This is a genomic window from Cupriavidus sp. FW305-F7 (genome assembly GCF_058782875.1).
The window spans coordinates 71,758-85,005 of the sequence record NZ_JBYSYC010000010.1; the positions used below are offsets into that span (position 1 = coordinate 71,758).

The 13,248-nt window shown below is 60.8% G+C and carries 9 protein-coding genes and 4 tRNA genes; 9 read left to right on the forward strand and 4 right to left on the reverse strand.

Annotated features, from left to right (window positions below; genetic code table 11):
• The first annotated feature begins 1 nt into the window (after position 1).
• From AC3WL8_RS11800 to AC3WL8_RS11815, 4 genes are all read left to right on the forward strand, one after another.
• Positions 2-77: transfer RNA gene (locus tag AC3WL8_RS11800), tRNA-Gly, on the forward strand.
• A gap of 61 nt (positions 78-138) precedes the next feature.
• Positions 139-214, forward strand: a tRNA-Gly gene (locus tag AC3WL8_RS11805).
• Between the two features lie 120 nt (positions 215-334).
• Positions 335-408, forward strand: a tRNA-Cys gene (locus tag AC3WL8_RS11810).
• Between the two features lie 393 nt (positions 409-801).
• Entirely contained in the window at positions 802-2,034 is a 1,233-nt protein-coding gene (locus tag AC3WL8_RS11815; RefSeq protein WP_013957351.1) for a cation:proton antiporter domain-containing protein, read from the forward strand.
• An 18-nt stretch (positions 2,035-2,052) separates the two neighbouring features.
• Here the strand turns inward: AC3WL8_RS11815 and AC3WL8_RS11820 are convergent, their stop codons facing one another.
• Positions 2,053-2,982, reverse strand: a complete 930-nt coding sequence (locus AC3WL8_RS11820; protein ID WP_211979957.1) for a LysR family transcriptional regulator — start codon at positions 2,980-2,982, stop codon at positions 2,053-2,055.
• A 98-nt stretch (positions 2,983-3,080) separates the two neighbouring features.
• On the opposite strand from AC3WL8_RS11820, the gene AC3WL8_RS11825 reads away from it, so the two are divergent.
• Positions 3,081-4,175, forward strand: coding sequence for a YeiH family protein (locus AC3WL8_RS11825; RefSeq protein ID WP_013957349.1), 1,095 nt, complete (start codon positions 3,081-3,083; stop codon positions 4,173-4,175).
• Between the two features lie 93 nt (positions 4,176-4,268).
• On the opposite strand, the gene AC3WL8_RS11830 is transcribed toward AC3WL8_RS11825, so the two are convergent.
• Positions 4,269-4,355: transfer RNA gene (locus tag AC3WL8_RS11830), tRNA-Leu, on the reverse strand.
• 814 nt (positions 4,356-5,169) lie between these two features.
• On the opposite strand from AC3WL8_RS11830, the gene AC3WL8_RS11835 reads away from it, so the two are divergent.
• From AC3WL8_RS11835 to AC3WL8_RS11850, 4 genes are all read left to right on the forward strand, one after another.
• Positions 5,170-5,472 carry a hypothetical protein gene (locus AC3WL8_RS11835; RefSeq protein WP_492378289.1) on the forward strand — a complete coding sequence of 101 codons (303 nt, stop codon included), beginning with the start codon at positions 5,170-5,172 and terminating at the stop codon, positions 5,470-5,472.
• A 76-nt stretch (positions 5,473-5,548) separates the two neighbouring features.
• Positions 5,549-6,997: a hypothetical protein gene (locus tag AC3WL8_RS11840; protein ID WP_492378290.1), complete on the forward strand. Its 1,449-nt coding sequence runs from the start codon at positions 5,549-5,551 to the stop codon at positions 6,995-6,997.
• Positions 6,998-7,156: 159 nt separating this feature from the next.
• The gene (locus AC3WL8_RS11845; RefSeq protein WP_492378291.1) at positions 7,157-7,795 is read left to right on the forward strand and encodes a hypothetical protein; all 639 of its coding nucleotides are present in this window, start codon (positions 7,157-7,159) and stop codon (positions 7,793-7,795) included.
• Positions 7,796-8,636: 841 nt separating this feature from the next.
• A complete protein-coding gene (locus AC3WL8_RS11850; protein WP_492378292.1) occupies positions 8,637-10,415 on the forward strand; it encodes a hypothetical protein in 1,779 nt (592 codons plus the stop codon).
• 381 nt (positions 10,416-10,796) lie between these two features.
• Here the strand turns inward: AC3WL8_RS11850 and trfA are convergent, their stop codons facing one another.
• Both trfA and AC3WL8_RS11860 read right to left on the reverse strand, forming a co-directional pair.
• Positions 10,797-11,915, reverse strand: coding sequence for a plasmid replication initiator TrfA (gene trfA / locus AC3WL8_RS11855; RefSeq protein ID WP_492378293.1), 1,119 nt, complete (start codon positions 11,913-11,915; stop codon positions 10,797-10,799).
• A gap of 105 nt (positions 11,916-12,020) precedes the next feature.
• Positions 12,021-13,016 (reverse strand): peptidoglycan-binding domain-containing protein, encoded by a 996-nt coding sequence (locus AC3WL8_RS11860; RefSeq protein ID WP_492378318.1) that lies wholly within the window; start codon positions 13,014-13,016, stop codon positions 12,021-12,023.
• Positions 13,017-13,248: the final 232 nt, after the last annotated feature.

Below are 13,248 nucleotides of genomic sequence, written 5' to 3' on the forward strand. Positions count from 1 at the left end.
TGCGGGAGTAGCTCAGTTGGTAGAGCGCAACCTTGCCAAGGTTGAGGTCGCGAGTTCGAGACTCGTCTCCCGCTCCAGGTTAAAGAAGGTCCGGCAGCGTGCCTCGCACGATGCGGGGCTGGCAGTAAAAAGTTGTATGCGGGAGTAGCTCAGTTGGTAGAGCGCAACCTTGCCAAGGTTGAGGTCGCGAGTTCGAGACTCGTCTCCCGCTCCAATCCCCAAAGGGAAGCACCGCTTCCCTTTTTGTTTGGGTTGAATCGCCGCAAGACATTGCCGGAAGCTGGGCTCCGGCAGCATCGGCTGAATGCGGATACAATCCAGCAGCACGTCACCTGGCGGGGTGGCAGAGTGGTTATGCAGCGGCCTGCAAAGCCGTGTACGCCGGTTCGATTCCGACCTCCGCCTCCAGTTGCATGCAGAACGGCGCCTCGCGGCGCCGTTTTTGTTTTCCGGGCCAGTTCTCACCTCGCGTTCAGGCAAGCAGGCACCGGATCGTCCGCCATCTCCGCGCCTCGGGCACGTGGCGGGCATGTTACATTACTCCTGTCGTACGCTTTTCGGGGGGCTCCGCGTGATGGATAGCGGGGCCGCATGTCAATCGCCATCCCCGATCCGTGACGCGCCGCTGGCGTGTCCGGGGCCGCTGCGGCACTTCCCGTTCTTCCCCGTTCCGATGCTGCTGCCGATTGTTGCGGCGACTTTCCCGCGCTGACCGCTGGTGCGCGCCGGATGCGCTGTCGCGGTTGCCAGGGCAGGGAGCGGGTTAGCCGTTCAGCCCCTGACACGAGGAATCCCGCACGCATGCATCACGCCACCCCGCTTATCAGTACCATCGTCGGCGGTATCGTCCTGGCCTTTATCCTTGGCGCCATCGCCAGCCGGCTGCGCCTGCCGCCGCTGATCGGCTACCTGTGCGCGGGCATCGTGGTCGGACCGCATACGCCCGGCTATACCGCCGACCAGGCCCTGGCGCCGGAGTTGGCCGAGCTTGGCGTGATCCTGCTGATGTTCGGCGTGGGACTGCACTTTTCGATCAAGGACCTGATGGCGGTCAAGCGCATCGCCATTCCGGGGGCGGTGGTGCAGATTGGCATCGCCACGCTGATGGGCATGCTGGTGGCCTGGGGCTTCGGCTGGTCTTGGGGGCAGGGGCTGGTGTACGGGCTGGCGCTGTCGGTGGCCAGCACCGTGGTGCTGCTCAAGGCCCTGCAGGAGCGCGACCTGGTGGAGTCGCCGCAGGGCCGCATCGCGGTCGGCTGGCTGATCGTGGAAGACCTGGCGATGGTGCTGGCCCTGGTGCTGCTGCCGGCCATGGCAGGTCTGCTGGCGGGGGCCGGCGAAACATCGGGCGAGGCCGCGCCTGCTACCGGCGAGGTGGTGTTCGCGATCTTCGCGACGCTGGGCAAGGTGGCTGCCTTCGTCGCGGTGATGCTGGTGATCGGCCGGCGCTTTATCCCGTGGATGCTGGAGCGCATCGTCTGGACCGGCAACCGCGAGATGTTCCGCCTGGGCGTGCTGGCGACGGCGCTGGGCGTGGCCTACGGCGCCTATGCGCTCTTTGGCGTCTCGTTCGCGCTGGGCGCGTTCTTTGCCGGCATGGTGCTGGCGGAGTCCGAGTTCAGCCATCGTGCGGCCGAAGAGTCGCTGCCGCTGCGCGATGCCTTCGCCGTGCTTTTCTTCGTATCCGTGGGCATGCTGTTCGACCCGATGGTGCTGGTCAACGACCCGTGGGGCGTGCTGGCGACGGTGTTTATCATCGTGGTGGGCAAGTCGCTGGCGGCGCTGGCCATCGTGCGTGCCTTCGGGCATTCCGGGCAGACCGGCATGACCATTGCCGTGAGCCTGGCGCAGATCGGCGAGTTCTCGTTCATTCTCGCCAGCCTCGGCGTCTACCTGAAGATCCTGCCCGAGCGCGGCCAGGCGCTGATCCTGGCCGGGGCGCTGCTGTCGATCATGCTCAATCCGGTGCTGTTCCACCTGCTCGACCTGTACACGGCGCGGCGCAATCGCAGCGCGGATCCGCAGCCGGCCTGACCGGAGCCCGGGTGCGGCTCAGCCGCCGATCCTCGGCGCCATGGTGCGCAGGTATTCGGTAAAGGCCAGCAGCCCCTGGGTCGGGAACTTGTCCTGGTGCACCACCAGCTGCAGCGGCCGCACGATGCGTGGCAGGCCATCGCGGATCGCCACCAGCGTGCCGCGTTCCAGCTCATCGCGCACCACATGCAGCGACAGGCAGCTGACGCCGAAGCCGCTCATCACGGCGCGCTTGATGGCTTCGGCGTTGCCCAGTTCCAGCGCGAAGCGCAGTTCGCCCAGCAGCGGCATCAGCCGTTCCTCGATGACCTCGCGCGTGCCCGAGCCGGGCTCGCGTACGATCCACTCGGCATCGCGCAGCGCCACCAGGTCATGCGGCACGGCCGCAAGCGGATGCGAGGGGCCGACCACCACCACCATCTCGTCATCGCACCAGCGCACGCTGCGCAGGTCGCGCTCATGGCTGGCGCCTTCGACCAGGCCGATATCGGCGTCGAACTGCAGCAACGATTGCAGCACTTCGCGGGTATTGCCGATGCGCAGATCCAGCGTGCACGGTCCGCTGCGCGAATGGCGAAAGCCCGCCAGCAGCGGCGGCAGGATGTAGCTGCCAATGGTATTGCTGGCCGCGATGCGCAACTGCACGCCGGTCTGGGTGGCAAAGCGCTCCAATTCCTGGGCCTGGTCCAGCAGCGACAGCGCGCGCGGGAAAAACTGGCGGCCGGTCTCGTTGATGCTGAGCCGGCGGGCCACGCGGTCAAACAGCGGGCTGTCGAGCGCGCGCTCCAGCTCGGCCAGCGAGGCGCTGACAGCCGACTGCGACATCGCAAGTGCCTGCGCCGCCGCCATGGTGCTGCCATGCTGGGCCACGGCGACGAAGACGGACAGCTGGCGCAGCGTCAGGCGCAGGGGGCGGTGTTCAGGCCGGGGGTCGGGGCGGTGGTTCATATCGATATAATCAATAACACATAACGATATTACCCGTTTTACGGGTTAGCTGGGCGCCAGTACGCTTGAGTCACTAAAGAACACGACCCGAGCCTGCCATGTCCTCCGTCTCCGCCCCCCGCACCACCCCGGCCGCCGCGCCGGCCTTGCCGCCGCCGTGGTCGCAGCGCCTGCTGACGCTGGTCCCGCTGGGCGGCATTGCCTGGCTGGCGATTGCGCTGGCCGAGCATCCGGCCGTGGCGCGCTATGGTCTCAGCGCGCTGACGCTGGCCATGTGTGCCGGCATGGTTGCGGCCAATACGCTGCCGCGCCACTGGCTGGCACCGCTGGCGCCCGGAATGCAGGTCGCACGCCACTACCTGCTGCGCCTGGGTGTGGCGCTGTACGGACTGCGCCTGACCTTTGCCTCGATCGTCGCGCTCGGCCTGCCGGGCATCGTGGTGCCGCTGACCATGCTGGTGGCCACGCTACTGTTCGGCACCTGGGTGGGTACGAGGTTCTTCGGCCTGAGCCGCCGCGAAGCGATCCTGGTCAGCTCCGGCAGCGCCATCTGCGGTGCCGCCGCGGCCATCGCCGTATCGTCGGTGGTGCGCACCGACGACAAGCAGACCGCCGTGGCGGTGGCGACGGTGGTGCTGTTCGGCACCGTCGGCATGCTGCTTTATCCCTATCTGTACGAACTGGCGACCGGCCACTGGCACTGGGCCGTCAGCGAGCGCATGTTCGGTATTTTCACCGGCGCGACGCTGCACGAGGTGGCCCAGGTGATCGCCGCCGGCAAGATGATCAGCGAGCCGACCGCCGACGCTGCCGTGGTGGCCAAGATGGTGCGCGTGCTGGCGTTGGGTCCGCTGCTGCTGGTGATGGCGCTGTGGCCGCAGGGCGGTGCGCAAGCGGAGCAAGGCACTGCCGGCGGCAGCCGCCTGCGTGGCATCCTGAAGTCGGTGCCGTGGTTCGCGGTGGGGTTTGTCGCAGTGATGGCGGTCAACTCGGCCGGCACCGTGCCCACCGCCTGGAAGGCGCCGCTGATCGCGCTGGACAACTGGCTGCTGGCCTGCGCGATGCTGGCGATCGGCCTGCACACCCGCATCGGCGACCTGGTGCGCGCCGGACGCAAGCCGCTGGCGCTGGCCGGTGTGCTGTTCGTGTTCCTGATGGGAGTGGGTGCGCTGATGTGCTACGCGATGTCCTGACGCGCGCGCGGACCTGAAGGCATCAGAAGAGGGGGCGATGGCCCCCTTTTTTGTTTGGGGCCGGGAGCCGAAGGGGTGGGCGGCTGTACGCCCTGGTGCGGCCGACGGGACTCGAACCCGTAAGCCTGGAAAGGCGGCAGATTTTAAGTCTGCTGAGTCTACCAATTTCTCCACGGCCGCACGGCAAGCCCGGTATTGTGGTGGCTCTGCTTTTCCCAATAAAATCAGGTGGTTACGCTATACCCCTGTCGGTCAACATCTTACCGCAATTTGCGGCGCCAGCGGCAGTCGCCGTAGCGAAATTGCAGCAAATTTGCAGCAAAAATGCAGCGGCTCAGTCACCACGATGAGCACCCAGCGGCGAGCAAGAATCCCAGCGATTTGGCCTGCAACCAGTCCAGGTATGTACTTATCGGCTTAGTTGCGGACTAACTTCGGTTGCACGGACACATGCAATAGCAGGCAGAGTTTTGCACGCCGCAGCCCGCATCTTCGCCACCACAGCCGAATCGGTGGTGGCATCGCAGACCGTCTTGCCCAAGGCGATGACCTGAGCCACTTCATGCTTTCCAGGCACTGGGCTGCTGCGACCTGCCAATGCTGCCCTACCTCTAGGCCCGTCCAAACACCTGCGCGCGGGCTTTTCCCTTCCTTGTTCCAAAGCAAACGCACTTCCGACGTCAAGCTTCAGATGCGTGCTTGATAGCCAGAGCCGGGCATTTCCAGATGCCCAGGTCGTCGCTAGTGGGCGGGTTCAGGCCTAGGACATTGCAGCTCCCGCCCGAAGGCAGGGTTCAGTTACCGAAGATTCGACCGACAAGCTCCATGTGGTTGCATTGGCGGCACGTTGCAGGCGTGCATCTGTGTCGCATTTTTGCAACAGTTGTTCGGCTCGCGTGGGCAGAGGGCACTGCGTGACTTTGACCAGCAAAAACGAACCGGGGCGCTGTGACACTGCGGATGTCTTCAACCCAGCCAAATCAAGGAGAAATCCATGGCAAAGAAACAGCCGATTGACCGCGGCTTCTTCACCGCAGGCAACAATCAGTATCACGGCGTCCAGTCCGTCAAAGAGAACGGCGCTCTGGCGCATGCCAACAAGTTTGCGCGCATCCTGCTGCGCGAGGGCAAGGTGGCTACCGAGGAAGAGGCTCTTTCACTAGCGAATTTTGAGGTCCAACGTCTGCGCTGGACTATCGAGGGCTTCCAAGGCAATCGCATGGCGCGCGAAGAGTTGCGCCGCGAGCGCGAGCTGCAGCAGTCGCAATCCACGTACCTGCGTCTCGCCTTGTCGTAAATCAATCGGTTGCCCAGCCAGGTGTGCCGGCCCGCAGATGCCGACCGGCCACCATCCACTCATTAGGAGAGTATCCATGCCTCGCCCACGCGCGCAGTACGGGACCAGCGAACTCGAACTCCTCAAGCGCAATCTCCCCGATATTTTGACAATTGAGCAGGATGTCTTATCGACTCTCTTGCGACAGCACCCGGAAGAGGTCAATACGGTGTTCGACGTGTTCATGTCCGTCTCCGACCAGCTGCACCACAAGTGGCAAGACATCGTGCTGGCCAAGGTGCCGGTGTCCTCGTGGACGCCTGGTCCCGGTAATACCCTGCACATCAGTCCGAGTCGCTCTGCCTCCCTGCGTTATCTCGCGCGCGAGGTCCTGCCCGCAGAGAAGTCCCTCAAATTGGTGCAGGCCCGTCGAGCGCTTCTGGACGGCTTGCTCAATCAGATGGATACGTCGAGTCGTTTGGCGTATCGGTCAATGTTGCGCTGGGTGGATGCCGACAAGTTCGGCGCTGCTGAAGTTGCGCAGTTTCCGCTTAGCTCGGACAGCGCCTTTGGCTACAACCTGGTGTTTCTCGAGAACTTGCTATCCGAACAGATTTTCATCTATGACCAGAACTGGCGGAAGGAAGAAAAGTTGGCTATGGACGAAGCTACGCCTTGGGCGGTGACGCACGCGTCTTCGTTGATGGCCTTGGAACACCTCGGCTCAATAATTGAAGGCTGGTTGGCCGAGGCAGACGCCCTGCCGTCCACGGTGCCCGAGAGTCTGCTGGCACGCATTAGCGCCAACCTTTCGGTCAATCGTGCGCTGTTGGAACTTGCCGCGATGGAGGCACTTGGTTTGGAAGCGGCTCAAATGAACGTGCCATTCCTAGACGAGCTCAATCGTCACGGGGTCACGACAGTGCCGGCCACGACTCTCGACTGCAGTCCCGACGAAGCCGAGCAATGTTTACGCAATCAGCTCACCTCTTGGTTTGCCCACGGTGGCTCGTTGGTTAGTTCCAGTGATTACTTCAACCGGTACATGACGAACTCGGACGTCGAGATGGTTGTGAGTTGGAGTCAAAAGTTACAGCAGCAGTATGTCTCCTCACGCGGCCGCCAGGGGGGGCTAGAGCGGGCACAAGAGGCTCATGGCAATCCGGGCAATCGCTTCATTTTTGCCATGGCAATGGTGGCCGCCTTCTACTGCAAAACTCGCACTGCGCACGAGCTCACGGGCAATAGCAACTCCACTTACGCGGTGTTCCCTGCCCGCGGGAAGACAGCTAACGACAAACAACATGAGCCGCCCCCACATGCTGCCCAGCTTCTAATGCAGGCCTACGGCCAGATGTTCTTCGCCAATTCCGAATGGAATCTCCACGCCGAGCAGGTGCGCGAGTACGCAGAAACCACGAGCGTCAAGCGCTCCCATGTGCAGCAGCTGCTGAGCTTTGCTGTGAAGAATCGTACGTCCAGAGAACTCCTGGCGCTGCATACTAACTTGCAACATCACCATGAAGCAGCTATGGCGAAATGCTAAGTGTGAGGCTCACGCGGGCAATCAGTACGCGAAGGATTCGAGTCCCCACGCTGTCAAGCAGCGTCCGTATCCGAACCAGCTGCGCCTATCAACTTGGTGACGTGAGCTCGTGATGGTGTACCAGGGTGCTTTGAATCCCTTCATCTTCTGTGCCAATTCATGACAATAACTGATACAGACATTCGTCTATTGCTAGAAGAAATTATCGCGAGGCACGCATCGCAGCGCGCTGATAGAGTCGATGCTTCTGACTTCTACAATCGCACGTATCCCTTGCAGATTGCTGAGTTCGCCAACATTCGAAAGCGGCGTGCTTGGACAGTTGACGACGTACTTATGCGCTTCTGTAGCATCTACGGCTGGATGCCTCGCGGCATTCAGCAATGGAACGTAGAGGCTGTTCCTCAGCTCGTATCACTGCTCAATGAAGACGAACCGGACGGTGGTGCGCTTGTAGAGACCGCTAGCCGTTGCATAAACAATTCGGTAGTGGGGGCCTCGAAATTCCTGCATTTCTTCGACCCGGACTGCTTCCCAATCTTCGACTCCGTTGTCGGCTCCTGGTGGTGGAAAAATTGGAGCGCATCGGAAGCACTCTCACGCTACGAGCTCTACTGGGCAGGCGTTATTATGGTCAGCGACGAGTCCGCCAATGCTGCAAAGGACTGGGCGAAACACTGGATGGGGTACGAAGTCTCCAGCATCCGAGCCATCGAAGCCCTAGCCTTCTACACCCAGCGCAAGGGAAAGAAGGGGAGTCCCCCGGCAACGGTAACGCAATCGAACGACGACGAATAGACGCCTACGAGACGCCGACGAGAGGCCTGCGCGATGCATCAGATGCGGGCGCATCCAGCCGGTAGCAATGCCGTTGCTCTCCCGCAACCCATGGAGCGCAATTGACCTCTCGCGGCTACCGTCGCGTCCGAGAGCGGAGCCCTCATCCTCTTCTCTCTCTTGGACTATCTTGCGGTCGTTGGTAGCGCTCGGCCTAAGCTCGTCTGCGCTGCTCGGATAGACCCATCAGCAAATGACAACTACGCGAGCGGCTCCAACTTACCCCACAAAACTCATGCGAACTTCAGGTAGAGCGCTCCTCAATCTTGGACACCAAGCTGTTCTGTTCCTTCCCCTATTGGCATTACTCTTGCTGCCTATAGCCGCTTTGATGCCGGACCAGGGACACGAGGTCATCGAGAACGGTATTACTGGGTACGAATGGGCATACCTTGTATTTGTCGTTGCGCCACTGGCATTCACAGCACTGCTGCACTCCGTGCAAATGTTGCGTCGTACCGCACGGATTGGCTCAGCTTCCCGCAGGCTTACGCACGTAAATACGGGGCGCTCTTTTTTGTACGCTTTGCTGGCGACGGTCGCTGGCCTCGTAATCCTCGCGATACCGCTTCTTCAGTTCAAGCTTGATGAAGCGGAGTGCTTCAGGGTGGTAACTGGTGAAGAGTGTCGCCCTGGGTGGCCCATAGTAAAAGTCGCCGGATACAGTAGCGTTCTGCTCCTGCTTCCGTTCCTATTGCATTGTCGGTCGGCTTTCTCAGACAAACTAAGTCAGCGCACAGTGCGGGTAGTGCGCGTGTGGCTTCACGCTCCGTCTTTAATCCAACTCCTGTTGCTTTCGCTTGTGAGCGTCCTGCTCGCAAAAGACCACTCGTCCTTTCAGGACTACGGGCCCGTGCTCATTGGCGCCGCGGCAGCACTACTTATTGCTAGACTGCCAAAACATGTTTCGGCCGGAGAAGCCACAACGAACACCGGCTATTGGCGAAAAGTCAGAATTTGTATTGCGGACGCAGGGCCCACTATTGCGCTGGCTTTTTTGGTTCTGTGCGTCCTCGGGGCCTGGCCGGTAAAAGCCGGCGAACTCATGGGAAGTCTGCTCGTGCTCTATTCGGGCGTACTTGCTTGGCTCGTCATCGTATCGCTGCTATGGACATGCTTTCTGTTGCTCCCTTGTCGCCTGCCAGTTGTAGGTCTGTGCCTGTTAGGGGTGTTACTGGTAGCCATCCTCAACCTAGTGTATGGCTCTTTTGATGTGGTGCGCGCCGTGGAGCCACCCGTTGGATTGAACGCCACCAAACCACTGAGTGGGTCCCGGGGAGAGAGCTCGTCGCCGAACTCCATCGCCGACGACTTTATCGCTTGGTCTTCCCCTAGCAAAGGCGCGGATACGCCGCAGACGGTGGTTATTGTCTTGGCGGAGGGGGGAGGAATTCGTGCCGCTCAGTGGACAAACCAGATGCTCTTCCAGTTCGGCGCCGGCAATGCCGAAATTCTTCGTAACACCTACGCAATCGTTGGTGTATCAGGTGGCGCGCTAGGCGCCACTGGCTACCTAGCCAATCTTGCGGCCCTGTATCAATATCATCTCGGCCATCGCGAAGTAAACCGCGCCGTAGGGGAGCCGACCTTCGTGGCGTACAACAATGCCCAATCGGTGCTCGAGCGCGACTTGATGGCTCCGTGGTTGGCGCGAGTCATCTCTCTTGAAGGACTACACGCCGCATTTCCATACGACTTGGTGCTCTCCCCCAGTGAGCTACTCCGGGAGCTCTGGGGTAGCTATCTAACGTGCGCTCATGAACAACTTCCACCATATCTCATTCCAGAATACCGCGAGGTCTGCAACCGCTTGCCGTCTATAGTGAACGCACCAATTCGCAGTTTCCCTAAGGCAGTGGGTGACCGGCCCCTGCCCAGATTGATTTATACAGCGACCCATATCGAATCCGGCACCAGAGTCATTCAATCCTCAGTAGATTTTTCGGAACGTGACTTCCCTAGTGCAATCGATGCGAATCAGGTGTTGGGCGGGAGCATGTCCTTGCTCGACGCGGCATACTCCAGTGCTCGCTTTCCTGGCATCAGCCGACCAGGCGCGCTCATTCACCAGAACGGTCAAGCACGTGGTCATGTAGTCGATGGTGGCTATCTCGACGGCTCGGGCGCTTTAACGGCAAGCGACATCATTGACGCAATTGCGAGAGCCAAGCCCGGCAAGGTTGTACCCGTAGTTCTGGACCTGAACAGCAACCCTGATGACGACAAAGCCATTGAAGGTGAACCGAATGCTACAGTACCGAGCCCGGCCCGCCCCGTCACGGAGATGTATGGCCTGTTCAAGGGGGTCAAGCAGGCTAATGGGGTCCGCGACTTAGCGGCGGTCGCTGCTTTGCGGCGGCAAGTCTGCGCACTAGGCGGCGGACTTCTCACTCTACAAGTGCCGCAAAGCACCGGCCCTCTTGCATTGGGCTGGACGCTGTCTCAGCAGGCCACTAACCGGTTGACACGAGCCAGGTCCAAGGTGGTCAAATCACTGGCTTCCGATGCTGATAATCAAACTAACTCGCTGTCGCTTAAGAACGTATACGGACTGGCTCGTAAGGGTTGTACGCCAAGTTGATTCGCTACCCCCTGTTGCTCTACGGCCTCGGCAGCAAAAGTGCAGCAAATTTGCAGCAGACTATGAGCGGGTTTCGAGGGGGCGGTCTGCCACGGTGGGCTGCGCGGTGACTCGTTGAGCGAGACCGAGGGGAGGTGAGCGCCGGGCTACGGCAACCGCTCGACGTGGGGTCTTAAACCGAGCTGTCCAAGGCCTCATTTCCACTAGAGGTCGAATGCAACAACCGGTAGAAACTTGCCTGTTGCAGCCAATATTCGTTTTAACAGGCATGATTCTTCCTGTTGCTGCCTGCCAGTGCCGCGGCCGCACCTGATGGCAGCGACTCCATTCGAGCGAAGCTCCTGACGTGGGGGTGGGCCAAGAGCACGATGGAAGTCGCCCTCAGATGTCGTAGGGGTCGCTTCCTGGGTTCCGCTCTGCTAGAAGGGCGACGCATTGTCGTTCGAGTATGTGCCGAGCGGCCTCCCAGGCGATGCCTTCATCACGGAAGTTGCGCGTGGCTAAAATTGCCGCCCACTCGGATTTCGCTTGGCCGTCCATGAGTGCTACAAGCTGGTCGACCGAAAGGTGGATGAGGGCAAGTGGTGTATCAATGGCATCCCAGTTTATCGCCTCGATGCGGTGGTCCGCGGCGGGCTGCGACGAAGACGCGGTTTTGACGGGTTTCCTCGCCGCTTGCGGCGGCTTCTTGACGACGCGCACCTTGGCCGCATCACCACCGGCATTCGCAATTTCGCAGGTGTGCCAGCCGGTGACCGCCTTGAGGTTGGCTAGCGAGGCCGATAGAGCCTTCTTGAACTTGCTCGGCTGCATGGTCTGCCTTCCCATCAGGCGTTGGAGTGTGTCGACCAGAACTGGATAGGGCTCCTTGTGGGTCGAGTAGTAGGCGTGAAGTCCCTTGGCAAGAGGGTCGCCGGCCAGGCTGTCGCGCTCCTTTTTCCGTAGGAAAGCCCACTGTTCTCGGGCAAAGAGTTTGGAGAGCTCGACGTCAATGAGTACATCGTAGTCGTACTCCTGGGCATGCATCTCCTCCCTGGTGAGCGCCTTCAGGATGAGGCGCGAGCGACCTGTGAAGAGTCCTGGAATCTCGAAGTAGAAGGTCGCGTCAGTAAGTCGTTCGAGAGATTCGTTGAGCAGCTTGAAGGTCTTGCCGCCCCTGGCCCGGCCAAGTGCCTTCAATAGCTCGAGGCGATTGAATTGGACGCGCGCCTCTCTTGCCGAAGCAGCTCCTTGCGCAATAGCTCGCCTCAGCAGTTCATAGAAGACATCGGCGTCATTCTGGTCCAGCTGTTCTCCGGCCAACTGGAAGACCGACATGCTGCCCAAGCACGCAAGAGGCGTTTTTTCCAGATGCCGCGGGCGAGCGGCTTGGCCACGGAAAACCTGGGTGCTAAATATCGCGCTGCGAGCCATCGCATTCGGCGTGATGAAATTCGTGAGCCCTTTATCGGCAACTTTGCTCGGCCACAGCGGCGCATTGGTGGTGGGGGCAGGGAGCATCGTGTCAGTATCCTCGGATTGATTGCCGACCAACCCGGCCGGCAACGAGTATAGGTTGGCGACGCGGGGATGGTCGCCGGACAGACTTCGGCGGTGGACTTATGGCTAATGCTGTCTCATGTATGCCAGCAGTTCCTGCGGCGACATGCTCTGCGCCAGTCGCTTATCACGTTCGTACCGAGCAATAGCTGCCCGCGTCTGAGGTCCCAAAGCTCCGTCGATAGCGCCTCGTAGGTAGCCGTGCCCAATCAGATGTCGTTGGATTTCTCGATACGTTTCGGTGTCTGATGCGGGGGCGATGGGTAACGGCTCGGGTTGCTTGCCCTGCGCGACATAGCGATACGCGACAGAGCCCGGCTCCAAGTGGGTCATTGCGTAAGTCAACACCGGTGCAACGGCCTCCTTGATAGTCGGAACCCATTGGGCGGCACTGGCCCCGCCGTATGCTGCCCCGATGACCGAGGCTGAACCCGCAGCTAGGCAAGCCCCCTTGAGTGGCGCCCAGTTTCGGCCTCGTTGCCGATATTCTTTGGGGACACGCTGACGCATCAAGGCACTGGTGATGGCGCTCAAGACCCATCCGGCCGGGGAGACGGATAGCATGGCGACAGCCGACAGCGCAGCAAGCGTTCCCAGCGCAAACGCCATACTCCAGAGGCTCGCTCCATGGAGACGAGTGAATTCGTTCGCCGTCAGCGCGAAGCTCGCAACCACGACCGGAAGGCCAATGAGTGTCCACGCCATTCTGGAGTTTGCGGGCGAGACCTTGTCGAGTACCGCCTGAATAGCCGAACCAAGGGCTTTCGCTGCATCGGACGAAATGAAACCGTGCGCAGCGTTTGCGACTGCAACCTCGGGTTCAGACCGCGTGCTTCCCTTCTGTTTCGCCACGCCTTGCAAGGCACGGTCAAGCATGGGAAGGCTTCGAAAGTGTGAGAAGAGGTTTTTCGCTAGACGGCGAAATCTCCGTTGACTACCTCTCCCGCTGGCGAGCTGCAGAACCTGCTTCAGTTCTGGTTGCAGTAGCTGGTCAAAGATTGCAGGGGTGGTGATGGGTATCACATTGGAGCCCACCGCTGCGACCGCATATGGGGTTTTCACGACCAGCAAGCCTAGCTCTACAACTTCGGCTAGGCCTTCATATCGAGCCACCCACTGGTCGTGCTCGTCGTAGGCTGTGCCCGCGAGCTTAAAGGAAACCAACTCGCGCGACCGCGAGGGGCCTCGCCATTTTAGAGCGCGCACCAGAGCGTCCGACGCCAGGCCGGAATGGGTTGGAACATGCCAATGAGGTTTGGCAAGGGACCGAACCTGGGCTATATCGGTGAAAAAC